Origin of the sequence: Advenella sp. RU8 (genome assembly GCF_048381675.1) — a bacterium.
GTDB lineage: Bacteria > Pseudomonadota > Gammaproteobacteria > Burkholderiales > Burkholderiaceae_B > Advenella.
Window position 1 is genome coordinate 1 of the sequence record NZ_JBLWIS010000015.1, and the last position, 17,131, is coordinate 17,131.

General features: G+C 42.9%; 20 protein-coding genes. 8 read left to right on the plus strand and 12 right to left on the minus strand.

What is annotated here, in order from left to right; genetic code table 11:
* From ACM5Q9_RS13895 to ACM5Q9_RS13915, 5 genes are all read left to right on the plus strand, one after another.
* Positions 1 to 543: ABC transporter permease (locus ACM5Q9_RS13895; protein ID WP_418145331.1), on the plus strand; the 543-nt coding region annotated here is incomplete at its 5' end.
* Between the two features lie 5 nt (positions 544 to 548).
* A complete protein-coding gene (locus tag ACM5Q9_RS13900; RefSeq protein WP_418145332.1) occupies positions 549 to 1,331 on the plus strand; it encodes an ABC transporter ATP-binding protein in 783 nt (260 codons plus the stop codon).
* Between the two features lie 17 nt (positions 1,332 to 1,348).
* A complete protein-coding gene (locus ACM5Q9_RS13905) occupies positions 1,349 to 2,284 on the plus strand; it encodes an ABC transporter substrate-binding protein (protein WP_418145333.1) in 936 nt (311 codons plus the stop codon).
* Between the two features lie 23 nt (positions 2,285 to 2,307).
* Positions 2,308 to 3,204 carry a sulfurtransferase gene (locus ACM5Q9_RS13910; RefSeq protein ID WP_418145334.1) on the plus strand — a complete coding sequence of 299 codons (897 nt, stop codon included), beginning with the start codon at positions 2,308 to 2,310 and terminating at the stop codon, positions 3,202 to 3,204.
* A gap of 33 nt (positions 3,205 to 3,237) precedes the next feature.
* Positions 3,238 to 4,806 carry an FAD-dependent monooxygenase gene (locus ACM5Q9_RS13915; RefSeq protein WP_418145335.1) on the plus strand — a complete coding sequence of 523 codons (1,569 nt, stop codon included), beginning with the start codon at positions 3,238 to 3,240 and terminating at the stop codon, positions 4,804 to 4,806.
* Positions 4,807 to 4,931: 125 nt separating this feature from the next.
* Here ACM5Q9_RS13915 and ACM5Q9_RS13920 read toward each other — a convergent pair whose 3' ends face one another.
* The 5 genes from ACM5Q9_RS13920 to ACM5Q9_RS13940 form a co-directional block, all read right to left on the minus strand.
* Positions 4,932 to 5,168, minus strand: a complete 237-nt coding sequence (locus tag ACM5Q9_RS13920) for a DUF924 family protein (protein ID WP_418145336.1) — start codon at positions 5,166 to 5,168, stop codon at positions 4,932 to 4,934.
* 343 nt (positions 5,169 to 5,511) lie between these two features.
* The gene (locus ACM5Q9_RS13925; protein ID WP_418145338.1) at positions 5,512 to 5,850 is read right to left on the minus strand and encodes a hypothetical protein; all 339 of its coding nucleotides are present in this window, start codon (positions 5,848 to 5,850) and stop codon (positions 5,512 to 5,514) included.
* Between the two features lie 216 nt (positions 5,851 to 6,066).
* Positions 6,067 to 6,486 carry a Zn-ribbon domain-containing OB-fold protein gene (locus tag ACM5Q9_RS13930; protein WP_418145339.1) on the minus strand — a complete coding sequence of 140 codons (420 nt, stop codon included), beginning with the start codon at positions 6,484 to 6,486 and terminating at the stop codon, positions 6,067 to 6,069.
* Between the two features lies 1 nt (position 6,487).
* Positions 6,488 to 7,771 carry a thiolase family protein gene (locus tag ACM5Q9_RS13935; protein ID WP_418145340.1) on the minus strand — a complete coding sequence of 428 codons (1,284 nt, stop codon included), beginning with the start codon at positions 7,769 to 7,771 and terminating at the stop codon, positions 6,488 to 6,490.
* 187 nt (positions 7,772 to 7,958) lie between these two features.
* Positions 7,959 to 8,546, minus strand: coding sequence for a hypothetical protein (locus ACM5Q9_RS13940; protein ID WP_418145341.1), 588 nt, complete (start codon positions 8,544 to 8,546; stop codon positions 7,959 to 7,961).
* Between the two features lie 277 nt (positions 8,547 to 8,823).
* On the opposite strand from ACM5Q9_RS13940, the gene ACM5Q9_RS13945 reads away from it, so the two are divergent.
* Positions 8,824 to 9,390, plus strand: a complete 567-nt coding sequence (locus tag ACM5Q9_RS13945; RefSeq protein WP_418145342.1) for a hypothetical protein — start codon at positions 8,824 to 8,826, stop codon at positions 9,388 to 9,390.
* Positions 9,391 to 10,067: 677 nt separating this feature from the next.
* On the opposite strand, the gene ACM5Q9_RS13950 is transcribed toward ACM5Q9_RS13945, so the two are convergent.
* Both ACM5Q9_RS13950 and ACM5Q9_RS13955 read right to left on the minus strand, forming a co-directional pair.
* Complete coding sequence (locus tag ACM5Q9_RS13950; protein WP_418145361.1) at positions 10,068 to 10,166, minus strand: transposase; 99 nt, start codon at positions 10,164 to 10,166, stop codon at positions 10,068 to 10,070.
* 139 nt (positions 10,167 to 10,305) lie between these two features.
* Positions 10,306 to 11,118, minus strand: coding sequence for a hypothetical protein (locus tag ACM5Q9_RS13955; RefSeq protein WP_418145343.1), 813 nt, complete (start codon positions 11,116 to 11,118; stop codon positions 10,306 to 10,308).
* Positions 11,119 to 11,874: 756 nt separating this feature from the next.
* On the opposite strand from ACM5Q9_RS13955, the gene ACM5Q9_RS13960 reads away from it, so the two are divergent.
* Positions 11,875 to 12,510, plus strand: coding sequence for an inovirus Gp2 family protein (locus ACM5Q9_RS13960; RefSeq protein ID WP_418145345.1), 636 nt, complete (start codon positions 11,875 to 11,877; stop codon positions 12,508 to 12,510).
* 94 nt (positions 12,511 to 12,604) lie between these two features.
* Positions 12,605 to 12,859, plus strand: a complete 255-nt coding sequence (locus tag ACM5Q9_RS13965) for a helix-turn-helix transcriptional regulator (RefSeq protein ID WP_418145347.1) — start codon at positions 12,605 to 12,607, stop codon at positions 12,857 to 12,859.
* 220 nt (positions 12,860 to 13,079) lie between these two features.
* On the opposite strand, the gene ACM5Q9_RS13970 is transcribed toward ACM5Q9_RS13965, so the two are convergent.
* The 5 genes from ACM5Q9_RS13970 to ACM5Q9_RS13990 all read right to left on the minus strand — a co-directional run bounded on the left by ACM5Q9_RS13970 (position 13,080) and on the right by ACM5Q9_RS13990 (position 17,086).
* The gene (locus tag ACM5Q9_RS13970; RefSeq protein ID WP_418145348.1) at positions 13,080 to 13,973 is read right to left on the minus strand and encodes a hydrolase or metal-binding protein; all 894 of its coding nucleotides are present in this window, start codon (positions 13,971 to 13,973) and stop codon (positions 13,080 to 13,082) included.
* A gap of 79 nt (positions 13,974 to 14,052) precedes the next feature.
* On the minus strand, positions 14,053 to 14,553 hold the full coding sequence (gene radC, locus ACM5Q9_RS13975; protein ID WP_418145349.1) for a RadC family protein: 501 nt from the start codon (positions 14,551 to 14,553) through the stop codon (positions 14,053 to 14,055).
* 95 nt (positions 14,554 to 14,648) lie between these two features.
* Positions 14,649 to 15,650: a YqaJ viral recombinase family protein gene (locus ACM5Q9_RS13980; protein ID WP_418145350.1), complete on the minus strand. Its 1,002-nt coding sequence runs from the start codon at positions 15,648 to 15,650 to the stop codon at positions 14,649 to 14,651.
* Positions 15,651 to 15,731: 81 nt separating this feature from the next.
* On the minus strand, positions 15,732 to 16,691 hold the full coding sequence (locus tag ACM5Q9_RS13985; RefSeq protein WP_418145351.1) for a DUF932 domain-containing protein: 960 nt from the start codon (positions 16,689 to 16,691) through the stop codon (positions 15,732 to 15,734).
* Positions 16,692 to 16,714: 23 nt separating this feature from the next.
* The gene (locus ACM5Q9_RS13990) at positions 16,715 to 17,086 is read right to left on the minus strand and encodes a hypothetical protein (RefSeq protein ID WP_418145352.1); all 372 of its coding nucleotides are present in this window, start codon (positions 17,084 to 17,086) and stop codon (positions 16,715 to 16,717) included.
* Between the last annotated feature and the right edge of the window lie 45 nt (positions 17,087 to 17,131).

Below are 17,131 nucleotides of genomic sequence, written 5' to 3' on the forward strand. Positions count from 1 at the left end.
ATTGGAACTCCCCTTGGCATTCTTATTGGTAGATCAAAAGTTGCCACTGATATGCTTGACCCTATTCTCCAATTACTACGTCCAATTCCCACTGCTTCCTGGATTCCCTTTTGTCTCATTTTTTTTGGAATTGGCAGCTCTGCAGCAATTGCCCTAGTGGCCGTAGGCGCATTCTTTCCAATAGTTCTTAACGCAACTGCTGGCGCTCGTCATGTTTCTAAACTGCATCTGCGTAGTGCTCAGATGCTTGATGCCACGCCTATACAAATTCTATGGCGTATAGTATTGCCCGCTGCCCTGCCATCCTTACTTGTCGGGGCCAGAATTGCCATGGGACTTGCATGGATGCTGGTTGTTATTTCAGAAATGGTAGCGGTCAAATCAGGCCTAGGTTATGAACTTTGGGACGCATACTACTACAACCGTATGGATGTGGTAGTTGCCGCCATGGTAACAATTGGTCTATTTGGATATCTTTCCGATCTGGCTCTATTGCTGGTCGTGAGGAAATACTTGTTCTGGAACGTGGAAACAACAAAATAATCATTATGCAATCTATTATTTCTAGCGAAAATGCCCATGTTGCAGCCGAGATTTCAGTCAGAAATCTCAGCAAAGTATATAAGGACAATACAGGTGATGTCACTGCCATTGATAATCTTAATCTACAAATCAAGGCCGGTGAGTTCCTGAGCATTCTGGGGCCATCTGGCTGCGGGAAAAGTTCACTATTAAACATTCTGGCAGGATTTGAGGCACCTACGACAGGTTCTGTGACTCTGAACGATGAGCCGATAAAAGGCCCCTCCAGACTTCAGGGCGTTGTCTTTCAGGACACCTCCGCTCTTTTTCCCTGGCTGAACATCCATGACAATGTCGGATTTGGTTTAAAAAACACCAAACTGAGCATTCATCATAAAGAAGAAAAAATCAAAGCAGCGCTTGCTTTGGTAGGGCTACAGGATTTTGCACTCAAATGGCCACATCAACTTTCAGGCGGCATGCGCCAATTAGTTTCCATTGCACGGGTACTCGTTACCGACAGCCGGATATTACTGATGGACGAACCTTTCGCAGCTTTGGATGCCATGACTCGTCTACAAATGCAGCAAAAACTCATTGAGATATGGAATGCAACCAAAATCACCATCCTGCTAATTACGCACAGCGTTGATGAGGCTATTTTTCTTGGCAATCGAGTACTGGTTTTTAGCAAACGTCCTGCCCGAGTTGCGGTTGAGATTCCAGTTAATTTGGCTCATCCACGTAAAGTAACCGACCCTGAGTTCAATCGTCTCAAATCTATTTCTCTTAGCCATCTCGGCTTCTAAGTCAAGGATAAACCATCATGACCCTGCATAAAAAAATTGCGCTTGGCGCATTAGCTTTAAATATTGCCTTGTTCGGCACTTACATACAGGCACAGGAAAAAACCAAAGTCCGAGTAGGTTATTTTTCTCAACTGCATGATGCAGCAGTACTTAACCTGAAACAGGATCTAGCTGACAAATACGAATTTGAATACATCAAATTCCAGCGTTATGCGGATGCAGCAATTGCATTGAGCCGTGGCGATCTGGATGTTTCTTCTCTTGGCTACGCCAACCTGATTACGGAAGCTGCGAAAAACATCGAGCCCAAATTCAAATTCATTTCCGGACTAGCACGTGGTGCCATCAATCTGGTTTGCAATAACAGCATCAAAGTAGATAACTGGGCAGATCTGAAAGGCAAAAACATTGGCATTGTCGCAGGCTTTCCCGAGATATTTCTAGACGATGCGCTTCAATCCCACAAGCAGAATCCCGCTGATGTTAAAAAAATAAATTTTGCTGTTGCCGGACCCCCAGTTCTGCAAGCACTGAAAGACGGAACAACTGATTGCTCAGCAGTATTCGAACCGTTTGGAGCAACTGCAGTAAGCAATGGCTATGCTTATTACCCAAATACCAATCTGGCTGAAAACTCTTTTAAAGGTCTAAACAATGGTATTGCTGCCAATGTCGATTTCGTCAGTAAAAATACGGACATCATTACAGACATTGTCGCTTCAGTCAAAAAATCAACAAGTAATTTCAAAGAGCAACCCGAACAGTGGATCGAACTCATGACGAAATCACAGGATTTTCCAAAAGCAATTGTGGAAATTGGTGTCAAACGCGTTGTACTAGATGCTGAACTCTATCCCAAAGAGGCCGCAATACTGGCCAACAATATGAAGGAACTTGGCCTGATCCGGACAGAGCCCAGCGAAGAGCATCTGAATAATTTTTTTTCCAAATAAGCGACAAGACAGAAAATTTTTATATGATGACAAATTCATTGCGCCCACCTACCTTCGGTTTTGTAGAGGCTGATTGGCTAGCCAATAACCTGCATCAAGAAAATCTGCTCATACTGGATAGTACAACCAATATTGTTGCTAATGAGAATCATGAAGAAAAAATCGTTCCAGAATGGGATGTTTTTCAGGCTAACCACATCCCGACAGCACAATTTCTGGATCTGCAAGGTGTACTCTCGGATCAAAGCAGCCCCTTCAATTTCATGCTTCCGAATACTGATCAATTTGAACAGGTCCTAAGGCAATTCGGCATTAATCAAAACAGTATAGTAGTGATTTACAGTTCAGGAAATCCGTGGTGGGCGACCCGTATATGGTGGATGTTCAGGCACTTTGGATTAGATAATGCCTATGTTCTTAATGGCGGCCTGCGTTATTGGCAACAATTAGGGTTGCCTGTTGAGCAAGGTTCTCCTTCTAAACGTGCGAAAGGCAATATCACCATTACTTCACCCCGGCAACTGGCTATTGATGGCGATACGCTGAAGCAAAGATTGGGAGAACCGGGACTTACTCTGATTAATGCGCTACCCAACGATAAATTCACCGGAATCAACAGCGTACACGGTGGACGACCTGGTCATATCCCGGGCAGTATCAATGTACCTGCGGCAAGCTTGATTGATAAGGATACGGGATTGTTTTTAAAACCGGAAGCCATTGCAAAAATTCTGAACTATCATCAGCTACTGGAAAAAAATAATGAAATCATTGCCTATTGTGGTGGTGGCATTTCTGCATCTCTGATTGTGTTTGCGCTTGCATTATTCAACCAGAACAATGTAAAGCTTTATGACGCTTCGTTGTCAGAATGGGCGCATCGCGAGGATTTTCCTTTGCATGTCACAGATACATTATAAAAAAATCAAGAAGGGTTTTTAGTAGTGAATAACATGAAATACGAAGTAATTATTGTAGGAACCGGTCCTGCGGGATTAACGCTGGCCAATATTCTGGGGAAAGCCAAAGTCAGAACACTTGTACTGGAACAGGACTCTGGATTATCTCATTTTCCAAAAGCACTGAACATTGATGATGAGTTTTTCAGATTACTGCACACCTTGGGTATGGGCGAGCAATTAAAACAGCATGCAAAATACCCTATTTCCTACGATTATGTTTCACCTTTGGGGTTAAGTCTGGGTTTTGTCGAAGGCAGGATCACTGAACACAACTTCCCCAATCGGGCAGCCATATTCCAGCCTGAATTTGAAAAAATTCTTTATGATGCAGCGTTTGCCTCTAATTACGTCACTTTTTTATTTGATCAGAAAGTACTTTCAATATCCGATGAGCAAGATGGTGTGATTGTGGTTGCCAAACAAAGTAATGACATGGAAGTCAGGCATCATGCACAGTATCTGGTAGGTGCCGATGGTGCTCATAGCATTTGTCGAAAACAGTTGGGATTGCCGCTCAACGAAGTTGACAAATTCGATGTGCGACATATTGTTATTGATGTCATTGATGACATTGATCCCAGTCCAAGGGCGCTCACTAAAATGGGCTGGCGCCGTAATTTTTTCAGTATGCCTGCTCCAAATGGCCGCCGTTTTGAGTTTTCATTACAAAAAAATGAAGCTACTGAAGAACAGCTGAATGATGACACACTCCGCCGCTTATTTAAACCTTGGCGCAAATATGACGACCTGAAAATTATCCGTAAAGTCGTTCATACTTTCCGTGCACGAATCGTACCTACGTTAAGTGTTGGCAAAGTCTTTCTGGTTGGAGATGCCGCTCACCTTATGCCAATTTTTGGTTCACAGGGCATGAATAGTGGCGCCCGCGATGCTAATAACCTGGGCTGGAAACTGGCAAGAGTAATCAAATACGGGACAAACCCCAGCTTATTAGATACCTACCAGACAGAGCGCTGGGAGGCGGTGCTGAAAACCATTAAAATGGCAACAACTAATGGAAAATTGCAAATGGTGCAATCCATTCCCATGTCATTACTACGTGATCTGTTCTTTGGTTTGCTTAAATTAGTGCCACCGGCTACTCGTTATATACGTGAAATGAAATATATTCCCAAACCTTTTCTACGGTCACGCCTGATACAAGAAGGCACTGAAAAAGGAAAGAAAGGAGAAATGATTGGTCGAGTAAACCCTAATCCACTCGTTTCAGTTCAAGGTGAAAGCCTGTTGCTTGATGATCTAATTGGTGATCAATTTTCCCTGATTGGAATTTCAGTTCATCAAGACCAGTTCGCTCCTATTATTGAACTGGCACAGGAACTAGACGCTTGCTGTATTATTCTTAACAAACTTGGCCCTCCCTCCCTAATGCATCACAAAGATATCCAACAAGCCAATGTACTTGATGACCGTTATGACCCGCTGTTTAAGCACTACAGTGGGCAATGGCTGCTTATTCGCCCTGATCGGATTGTGGCCTGCGCAGGATTTTTCGAGCACTTTATCAATGATAGCAGGCGTATTTTGGCTGAACTCTAAATGCCACAACAAAATTTGTTCGAGTTCCTGTTGGATGGATGCCGCTACCGCAGGCAGAATCATGACAATTACAACAAAGCATAATATGGCCTCACTTTTTTTTTGCAACGTATGCGATGATTTCTTCACATATATCCTAGAGCCTGCCTTTGCAGAAAGGCCTGTTCTTCTTCTGTAGACTGGCGTCCCAGAATGTGATTGCGGGTTAGGTAACAGCTAAATCGGTCGATCTGGTCTTTATGACTAATTTCAAAATCAAGGGTGTATTCATAATCCAGTTCAGTAAACAGCAACAGAGCTTTTTCATGGACGAGTTTGGATTCAGAATGCATGCATGGCATGATGATGAATTTTCTTTCCATGGCTGGAAAGGTTGGATGAGCTTGAAATTACCTAAATATATCAGATAGATATTGGATATATTTAATAATTTACATTGATTTAGATGTATTTTATTGCTATGAGGGCAAGTTGGAGGCAATCCAAATGGCTAAGATACAAAACCTGAGCTTCACTGCAGATGTCTGGGCAGAGCATGAAGGCGCAACAGCCAAAGGCGAGTATTGTTATGTGCGTTTAGTCCGACTTTTGCGCCCGCTGCGCGTTACCAGGATTGGTGTGGCTAGCATGGCTGTTTCAGAATCTGCAAATAAAAAACCATTTTTCAACGGAAAAATGGTTTTTTATTTTTATTGGATTGTGGGTTTAGCTGTTTGCCTGACAGGCCAGCAAATCGTCGTCGGTAATGACCCAGCGATCGGAACTGTCGATCGTCACGTCAGTAATTTCACATTTGTCCCCATCTTCATCTACCACTAGAACATCCCAATCGCCTTCGCTTACGTCAGACAGGGTTAGGGAGTCTCCTTTTTCAAGCACTTCATCGCCCAGATAGTCTTCTCCCCAACTTTTTTGGCTTGCCGGAGAGAAGTAAATCTCGTGGATTTCCCAAGAGGATTTGTTCACAAATTCTACTTTTGCTGCCGAAGCGATGGTTGGAATATACGCTACTGCTGCCACTGCCAATAAATGCCATGCTTTCAATTTTGTTTCCTTTAGGGTTGTTTTGAAAATAAAAGTAACGTATTTCTGATTGTAGGGGATTGGCAAAAAATCAACAAATATTATTTGATTAAACGCAAACAAAAGGAGATTTGTAATATTGATGGGAAACGCAAATGGCCCGTGACTTTCAGCATTGCATTCATCCTGAAAGTCCCGGGCCATATTGTTTGCGTGTAGGGCTTATGGTGATGGAAATTACGGTTTTATACGGAAGCCAAGTATGGTTAAGTCTTCCATTTGGATGGTTTCTGCCTTGGCGGGAACCGGTCCGCGATTGAATAGGTCATGCAACGCTTTGGGGGTTGGCTCCACACCCAATATTATTGCCTGAACGATAGGTCCTTCCCGAAGTTGTAAATGCCCATAGACATAGGGCGCTATTTTGTCAAACCGTGGGTGACAAGCCGGCGAGAGATTATGCGTGGCATAAAGCAAGGTGGCATCGCCACTTAATTCCATGCCTTCGACAGCCCAATTGCCACAATGCTCACAGCATCCTGTTGGCGGGAAGGTTAAACCTTGGCAAGTATTGCATTTCATTGCTCGGTAGATGCCTTGCTTAAGTCCCTCGTAGTACCAGCGAATCAGGTTTGGTTGTTCAATTGTGTCAGTCATTTCAGACTCCTCCCAAAACGATAACCGTGCCGATCATGGCGTAGCCGTGAGTGTGGATAACGGATATTTCAGGTGGCTTGTGCAGTTGCCTTGCGCCCGCAAGGCCTCTCATTTGCAATACGGCCTCATAGGTATCTGAGCCGGCACTGGCGCCCCAGGCATGGCCGAATGCATGGCGGCCCCCGTGTGTGGACATGGGGCGGTCGCCATCAAATCGCAGGCGTCCCTCTCTGGCTGCGGACAATCCTTTTCCTGGGTCCAGATAGCCAAGGGTTTCGGCCGTGCAAATACTTGAAATATGCGAACAGTCGTGTGTGTGCAGGTAATTGATGTCTTTGGCGGTGATACCTGACATCTCCATGGCGTGGTCTGCTGCCCGCTTGTCAAATTCCCAATAGGTGGGGTCTTCACCGTACCAGGGCAGATCGCTGTAACTGATTCCAAAACCCTTTAACTCTACCGGTTTGGATCGATTGTTTTTTGCGAGGCTGGCGCGAGTCAGGACCATCGCAGATGCGCCATCGGCTGTTGTGACAAGGCTTAGCAACCGGGATGGCCAGGAAACAAAGGGATTGTGTTCATCCGAGCGCCAAAAATCATAGGTATCCGAAAAACCCTTTCGTTTGGCGCAATCTTCCAGTGTTTCCTGGATATTTGCCTTTGGATTCATCGAGCCGTGTAGCCTGCGCGTTCGGCACAACTCAAACATCCCCCGGTCAAAATCTTCGATTGAAAGACCGTACTTCCGGCAATAGCCCAAGGCAACCAGACCGTTATAAACTGAAAAAATATCGTAACCTTGTGGCACACCATATGCCTGGTTAACGGCCATATCGGTCCAGAGCCATGTTTGTTGATGTGAGATGGGTTCGCGTTCGAAAGGGCTGAAATCCTTGACTTTAGTGCGGGTTGTTTCTAGCCCGTATACAAGAACCGTATCGTAGGTGCCCGAAGCAATAGCCATGGCCGCCATGGCCATGCCTACATTGGTGGTTGAACATTGCGCCTCAAAATGCACACCGGCCTTGAATTGAGTGCCAGTCCATTTTGATAGTTGAGAGTATGTACCCGGTACTTGTGAACTGTGGACCATGGCGTTGCCGGCAAATACCGCGTCGACATCCTGGCCCGAAATACCAGCATCATCAAGTGCTTCCTTGACTGCCCTCGCAGTCAGCTCCTGGATGCTGATTCCTTTTAACTCTGGTGTGTTGAGCAAGTCTCCAAAGCGGGAACAGCCTACACCCGCTAAAAAAACCTGTTCTTTAAGTTTCCTACGACTCATGCTTAAACCCTCCTGATGTGTGTGCATCCAAATGGTTTGTTAGACAGCTGAAGATTTTTACCCGTAGAGACAACTTTTAATTTTTATAATCAAATAACTGTATCACTGGACGTGCTGAATAGCAATGGCGGATTTCCCGTAAAGTCCTTGCTGCCCTGATCGCGTCAGGGTAGCCCTTGAAAACTGTTTAGTTTACTTTTTTCATAGCTTGCTGCTCTGCCAGCGCTGCACCTACGAATCTTAATATCATCAGGCCCAGTTCGCCTGAAGTCTGCCCTTCAGTATAGAAATTGCGGCCATCATCTGATGTTTGGATGGTATAGGTAATGGGGGATGAGATTGACGTTCTGGTTAGTTCGACGCCTAAATTTTTTGCTGCAGCCACAAGGTCTGGCACTATCCCCAATTGAATATCAAAATTAATAAGATTCGTATGCTTGACGCCAGACATCGCCTTTTCGTAGACAGTTTCAGGAAACTCAAAGGTCATCATTGCTTGACATGATCTTTTATTGATCGTTTCATCTTTTTGCGTGGTAGCAACTGCCACTAACGTGGGCTTAAACTCGGCCAGCATGCTTTCCAGTTCACCTGACTTTGGCTCTACACCGCCTAGTAAAGAAACTAGCGACATGTGCGTATCAATATTTTGAATAATATTGTTCCCAAGTACCTTGGCGACTTCCGGGTTTGAGCATTCAACAGACGTTTGTCCGCACGCGGCAAGTGCAAATGGCAGTGCAAGCAAGAGGGGATATTTTAAGAAACGTGACATGGCAACTCGATAGATATCTTTAGAACGAAGAAGGTACGTAAGCGCCTGCGAACAGGGGAAAAGTATAAAAATAACTTTGTTTTAACATGAAACCAGCCTTATCGGCGTTCAAGGGTTATGCCTTCGAAAAACAAAGATATTTAACGGTAGCGTTTTCTTGGATGGAGTCAGGCGTTGAGGCTGTGAGTATTTCAAGTAATGCAATTGTAGTTGACACGTTGATGTTGGTTGAATAGCATCGTGTTCAACCTATACTTTACAAGTGAAGTAATAAAAAGTGAATAATAAAGATCTCAATGTCGATGACATCCCTGAAGAATACCAGCGTATCGAAGTTCATTTGCATGATTTGAACAAGGTGTTTGATTCAATGGATCCCTCTCCGCTGCTAAGTAAAGACTTGCATGCGCGTGTGGTTGACCATATTGTTGATAGTGCCAGAGGGTTTTCTTTTAGAGCCCCACTGGCCTTGATTTTGTATGTGGACGAAACCGAATCAGACTTATCGAATGATCAACAAGTGCGTGACGCCATCAGGGCTTATTTTGCCCGCCTTTCTCTACAGGCGCGGCATAGGCTGCGCTTGCATCTTCGCCGTGGTGTCATCAGCTTGATCATTGGCTTGGCTGTGCTTTTTGCCGCTTTATTTGGCTCTAGACTGCTTGGTGATGATACGATTTCCTCAACCTTGCGTGAAAGCATGGATATTGGCGGCTGGGTTGCGCTGTGGCGCCCAATGGAAATGTTTTTGTATGACTGGTGGCCAATCATGGGGGAGCAGATTCTTTACAAACGCTTAAGCCGTATGCCGATTCAAATTCAATATGCACAGGCTATGAGTTGAGGGTGCGCGACGCTTAATAAGCGTCGTACCAAAATTGTTTCTGTAATAGAAAAAGCCGTTAAGTTTTATGAACTTAACGGCTTTTTTGAATTTGGTGCCGGGGCCGGAATCGAACATTTTTATATCTTATTGATATATAAGTAATTTTATTTTTAATGATAATTTATACCAACAAATGTACCATCATTTGAATTTGCGTAAGCTAACCGTTAATTAGCACACTGCTGTTGTTTAAATACACTGTGTGGTAAGTTGCTCAATGGTTCATGGTGTCGTTCCTGATTGAACTTACATACAGGGACCAACAGGGGTAACATACCTAGGCTAACGGCGAGAACAAGTTCAGGATTTTTTTACGATAGCTACGATCAAATAGCTTCCAATATAACAAATCTCAATGTCGTGTGCTTTACGCCACTGGGTAAAGGCAAGCGATGCATTTACTACCATTATCCACGCGAAGCATTTTAGGAAGATCTCTTGCTGCTTAAGTTGCTTCAGGGTTCTCACCATTCTAGCGGCAGGCAGTGAGGTATCAATTACTATATCCAAGGTTTTCATAGCTCCTTCGTCAAGGATATTGAACATACGAAAATACATGCAGTTGTAAAGGACATCATTGATAAAATAAAAAAATCAACAGTAATTTAATTTCGCTTGTATTTGGATAATCCTTTTTAGTACAACGTTTTTAATTTGTCGTATTTGCATTTCCATTGATAATAAGTCGACTTATTAATTTCATGTTTTTGACAAATGTCCGTAACTCTCGTAATTTTCTAGTTAACTTCAAAATAGCTACAATCTGAGTTTATGTAGATTTGGATTTTTTCAGAATTTTCTTGATCAAAAATGATAATGGAAAAAATATCTGGTTTTGGTTTTTTTCCTTTTTAGGATAATTTTATGTTTGGTCTATATTTGCATTCCATTTTTGTAAGCCATTTTAATCAATATTTCAATTACTTCCGTTTTTGTTATCCTTCCTTGTTTAGCCAACTCTTCTAATTTTTGTCGACTTTCTTCAGATAATGAAATGTTAGTTTGTTTTTTTCCTTGGCGATTTTCTTTTGTTTGTAGCGCTTTAAATTTTTTCTTGATTTGTTCAAGGTGATAGAGTTTTTCAGTGGGACTGAAAATAGTTTTGTCAAGAAAATACAAAATATCATCCAGTTTTGAAAAAAGTTTATTTGGTCCCAACAGAATTTCATGATTCTGTTGATACCATTGCCAGGCAATTTGGCATTTTTGTTTTTCTTTTCCTGAACTTTTATACCAATAAAAATTTTTAATAAAGCTTTGTCTTTGAGCCCAAGAATTTTTCAAATTTTCTATGGTTATTTTTTTATCTTGTATACTTTTATTCCAAATATCAAACAAGCCAATTAGTATATCCTTTGGATTTGGGTGGTTTATGAATTGTATGGATATACCAGTATTCTTTATAAACTCTAATAGTAGCCAGTCTGGTTGATAGCCATTTTCTTCGATCCAATTAAACTCATTATCAGGCAGGAATTGTTTTGGAAACATGTGAATATTATAATCAATTTGATTTTTGTTAATGTATTCAAACAATTTATTTCTGATGGAATGAATTTCAAAATCAAATTCGATAGCATTAATGTTTTCGTATTTTAAAAGTATCCATAAAAAAAACACAAACCTACGGTTTACATTATAATTTGAAAATAATTTTGCCAGATCATCGTTAGGATTTATTGCCATATTCTTAATATCCTTAAATAGATTTTTTATTAAAAAATGATTAGTATGTTTTATACTATAAAAAAATGAACTATATCAGAACTATTCTATAAACTACATCTGAACTGCATGGTATATTTATGAGAACTATATCGGAACTATATATGAGCTATATCGATATTTTAAAATATTTTTATATGGAAAGCCACTAGAAAATTATATTTTTTACAGTGTAGACTAGTTGATACAGTGTATCAGTAATAAGGAAAAAGGTAAAATCATGATCTTAATTGCTGGATAACAGGTAATCCATCAATCATGGGTCGAATTTTATTAGTATGCCCCATTTCTTATATTCATAGGGAATTTACTGCTATCCGATATTTGGATGTGGTTTCTTGAATGTATTAGCATTAACATCGGAGTTGCTGCGATAACCATAAAGCCAAGGTTTCTGCATCTTTGAATGAATGCATCCGGAGCTAGGCCTTGTATTTTCTTTGGTGAGATTCGTCGGTTTAGTAGTATAAGAATTAGTATAAGAATTAGTATAAGAATGTTAAGATAAAGATAAATATATAAAATAAGATGATAAGTATAATAATAAAGAAGAGGATAAGAATAATGCCAAGCATGACAAAGAAATGGATACAAGTCATTGAAACATCCAAGAGTTGATGGAATGTAGTTGAATTATTAAAAACCACCTATTACTCGAAAAATAAAAAAATATCTATCACATAACTCTGTATGAATTATCAACACACGAAGTTAAAAATGACGAGTAATCAATATTTCTTAAATTCACTGTATCAAAGCAGAATAAATACGACACTGAGCAATTCTTTGTTGATTCATCCACGAACAATGGTCGTACGTGTAGACCTTAGATTGCCTGAGGAAAACACAGAAAATGAAAATGTAGAACAAGAAAGTTCAGAAAAGGAAAATACAACAACATCACTATCACCCATGACCCGATTTTTTGAGTCTTTAAAATCAAAAATACATTATGACTTACTTAAGAAAGAGAAAAATTGGCAAAAAAAATTATCTTGCCAGTTGAGGTATGTATGGGTTCGTGAGTTTGGTCCTATTAATAGAAAAAAGCATTTTCATGTGCTTATTTTTCTAAATAAGGATGTCTATCACTCTTTAGGTGATTTCTCCCTAGAGGCTGGAAATTTATCTGCCCTGATACGTCAGGCGTGGTGCAGTGCTTTGAATTTGCCTTTTCCAGCTTATCAGCAGCTTGTTCATTTTCCAAAGAATGGGACCATTTACATTGATGTTAACAAGCTGGATTATCAGTATCAACTTTATCGGTTTTGGGTAAGAGCCAATTATTTGGCCAAGGAGGCAACGAAACAATATGGTGATGGGGAGCGATCGTTTGGTTGTAGCGTTAAATAAGTAATTTTTATTCGGTTGGTGAATGCTATAGAAGACGGATCAAGCAATGGGTGCCTGATACCGCTTCTGCCTTTCAACAAGACAGGAGAACAGCATGTCTGCACCATCTATAGCAAACCAATTTTCCAACATTTCATGCCATCCTCATCCTTTACCACTGCTTGACGATCAATTTGTGGATATGGCATTTATTACCCGTTTAACAGGATTAAGTGACAAATGGTTCTATAAACTGATTCAAGATGGTCAGTTCCCTAAGCCAATCAAATTTGGACGCAGTTCACGATGGTTGAAAAGTGAGGTTGAGGCTTGGATACAGGCGCGTATCCAAGCTTCTCGAATGGATTGAGCGGAGCAGTTGTTGGGATGAGGTTAAATTCAACGCTGCTTTTTTTCCATGGCTTCCTTCCAACGTTGTCGTAAGCATTTGTTTTCAGCGACAAGGTGCTGATAATTCAAATAATGCTGATAAGCCTTATAGGTGAGTACGGTTAGGCCGATTAGGGCCAAGGTATTCTTAATCAAGTTAACCTCCATAAAAAATCAAAAGCTGGATTAATAATAAATAGTCAATTCAATACAGCTGTGGTCTTCGCGGATAGTTTTTCCAATTTATCGTTCAAAGAGGCTTTTTCGGTTACGTCTGGGCTTTTAGCCACAGCATCCGGATAAAACTCGTCGATAACGGCCTGAGCTTCATCTGGATCTTCTTCAAACGCCCCATTACTCAAGTTTGCACGTGCAACAGCATCCAAGGCATGTTGGTTGAATGAAAGGGATTGACGGTATGCATGCGTTTGCTGAGCCTGAGTGAATGCTTCTTCCAGTGTCATGCCTTCTCGCAGGGTTAAATCCACGTAATAAATGGGCGTACCACGTGATAGTGTTGTGCTTTTTCCTCTGATGCGAAGTTCCAAAGGCAGGCAAGCCAGCAGATCACCTGAAATTGCCTTAAAGTAATGCAGGCGAGCAGCAAGTGTTCGGATGCTGTTATATCCCGTGGTGCGAAATATAAATGTACCCAATTCGTCATCACTGCCAATCTTCACATTCAAGCGCCCATAGGGCTTGCAGGCGCCTCCCTTGGCCATCTCGCAACCATCAATGCCAGGGCACGGTAATGTTTGCATCCCAGCTGTGGTTACACGACGGCATGTCTCGCCGTTACCGACACACATGGGACGGCCCGTAATCCGATCGAACAAAGAGTATTCCGCTCGAAGGTTTAAATCCGGGTCGTTGAATAACAAGCTAACCGGGATGGAGCGAAGTTTGCCATTGGGACTGTTTTTACGTAAGTGTTCATCCAAGGGGTGCAGCATCCATCCTTCGCGGGTTTGGATTTGCGTGGTAATTGTAAATTGATCATCTTTGTCCGGTAATCGTTTGCCGTTACGTTCTACCATGCGCCCAATGGAAATACGCCCCAGCACAGGAGGGGTAATGGAAAGTCCTTTAATCATTTGAGTATCCTAAAAGTTGATAGCAATGCCCTCATTGCCAGAAAATAAATATATAAAGACAAGATTTAATCGCTCGTGCTTATATCAATCCCTTTTCCGCCAATGAGGTGCATTCCTCAGCGCCGACAACAATGTGATCAATCACGTTTACCGTGACCAAATCAAGGGTTTTCTTTAGTTGTTTGGTAATGGCAATGTCTGCTCTACTGGGTTCAGGATTACCTGATGGATGGTTATGAATCAGAATGACGGCAGCCGCATTGTGTTTTAACGTCAGCTTGACAACCTCACGAGGATATACCATGGCTGTGTTGATGGTGCCGTGGAATAACTCATGCAAACCAATGATCCTATGCTGGTTGTCCAACAGCAGAATAGAGAATATTTCATGCTCGCAGTGTTGAAATAACGTCATTAAATGAGCCTTGACCTCTAAGGGATTGCTTAAACGACGACCTTTACTTAAGCGCCTCTTGGCTAACTGGTTGGCCATCGTCAAAATGTCCTGTTCGGTCATCAGGCTTGATTCCATGACATAGGTGCCTGGCTCGACGCCTGCTTTCAATTTGTGATAACGCATTGTTTTGTTTCCTCAAAATAAAAGTGCCGTCATGAAAGACGGCACGAATGGGCAATAAAATAAGATTTAGTAGCAAGAACTCGATTTGCCGCTTTTTAACTAATTAAAAAGCGGCGGCTACCTGCTCGGGTGATGTTGTATTGATCCAGTAGCTCAGGATGGTCTGCCAGTAATTTTTTGGTATCCAAGGCAATACTGTCTTTACTGCGCTTCCAGGAAACAGAGCCGGTTTCAAAAATGGCTTTACTGGCATCCCCCATGGATTGCTGGATTTGTTGCTTAAACCCTTCCTCCATCTGCTTGTATTTATCGAGCTGAAACCGAACTTCTTTCAAATCCGTAAATATCGTTGACATTTGAGTATCCAGACTGAAATCAATCTGTTTCCCAGAGTCTTGTGGGTACAGATATTGCAAGGCGCTCGCGGCAGAGCTTGTGCCATCCGCTGGTGGCGGAATGTCATGCGTGACGTAATGCCAAAAATGCGCTTGCAAAGTCATCAGCTTTTCAATGAGCTGTTCATCCCGTTGAATACGATAAATCTGTAATTGTTGACCACATAACAGCACAGCAACATCCGCTGCCTGTTTACCGGTGACAGCAAGTTGGTGCTGCACTTGCAGCTGAATGTATTCAGGCACCCCTTCTTTCCAAAGACGTGCACCAAATTCTCCAGCGGTTTTACACTCCAGAATCTGCACCTCACTGGAGCCCACAACCTCACGGTCAATATTAGCCAGCATCCAGGGTTTATCAGGATGCTGTAAAACAGCGTTGACCTTTCGTACCTTGCGACCGGTTTGTTGGGTATAGGAAGTGGCCACAATCGGTTCAAGCAATGTTCCCCAATAAACGGGGGCACTGCTATCGTGTGGATCTGGTTTGGGTAGATCAGTATCCCTGCCTGTTTTTTCCATCCAAAGTTCAAGCTGGCTTTTATAGGGGTTCAAACCGACTGCAGCGGCAGCGTCTGAGCTACCAATACCGTGCTTACGGACTTCCAACCATTCATCTCGTGAAAGCTTATTTGTTTTAACCAGACGTAAAGCTGGGCGAAGTGCAACAGCCTCGGGTTGTATTTGAACAGCGTTATTCATGATTTTGCTCCATAAAAAGCATAAAGCCCGGCAACATGACATCGCCGGGCTTTATGCCGTAGTGGTAAAAGAAAATTGATTTCATGCCAGCATTGACAATGTGTCATCCAGCGCTTTTTGTTTAAGAATTGCACCTTGACCAAACCAGGCGGAATCTAGCCGGTAATCAGTATTACGGGCACGACGCTCATGGTCGACAAACTCAGTCACCGCATTGAGTAAGCCCAACGCGGTTCCCTGAGCACTTCCCAACTCTGCACCACGGCCATGTCCGTTATAAAGACGCAAAGTCTTTGTCATGGATTGCTCATTGGGTTTAGCTGAAGGACGTGACTGCGTATTGGTAAATAGCGTTCTGAAAAATGCTTCAGCCTCTGCATGTTTAACCCGTCGTTGACTGAGCTGCTTCATGCGATACATGAACGTATCCCAGTTGGACACTGAAATGCCCAATTGACGTTTAACCACGTCTGCATTGAACGTAGTGCTATGCGGTACTTTGACGGCACCCTTGTTATCATCCAGCGCAATGGCCAAAGTGTTATCGCAGACCACGCGAACAGCCGTAAACTGTGCTGTCGTTGCCAAAGAGCCATCACAAGCCGTTGCCAGCAAGACGTAAGCATTGGTGGTATCGTTGGCTTGTAACGTGGTGGACAGTCCGGTACGGGCCAGGGCCCATACTTTTTTGCCTCCTTTTAATACACCTGCCGTTTCAAGCTGAAAACCTGAAACCTCAGTCAAATCCCGATAAAACTCCAGAATCTCACGCGGTTGCACCACCTGATAGCGTTGACTGACCACCGATAAAGGCGCCAGCGTGTCAGAGCGGTACAGCACTTTATTCTGAGGAAAGGGAAGCAAGAGACCAGGTGTGTCGTTGTCCTCATCGGTGAATTGCACCGGAGAAGCTTTGATTTCCCAATCCATACCAGCTTGCCGCTGCCAGATATCAAGCGGCTGGTTGGCAGATAGCGGGTTACCTAACCCATGCCAGGGTGTTTGGCCAATGTAGGCCATTTGTTCAACATGATGAGCCATGATCGTTCTCCTGAGAAAGGTAATTATTGGTTGGGAAAAGCATGCCCGCAGTGAAGGCATAAGTAATTGTTGAGTACAGTTTCATCGATGAGATGGCCAAGGGTAGCGCCCGTGGTGCAACCGACTGCACCACCAGCTAAAGCTCCCAGCACGGCAGCGGTAATGCTGTTCAAGGGGTTAGTTGGGGTAAGTGTACGCAGTGCCACGACAGCACCCACGGTGGCCCCTTTGCTGGTGCAGGATAAGGCACCAAGCATTCCAGCAAGTGTGCCTAACGCACCACCAAGCTTTTTACCAGTTTGCTTGAGTTGGATTTTGGGTGAGCTGCATTGAGGGCACAAGACAATGGAGTGACTCATGCCAGCTGAAGGTGGCATAGCGAATGATTCAGACATGGGGATTCCTTAATGAAAAAACAGCATAAAGGGCAGGTGATTGCT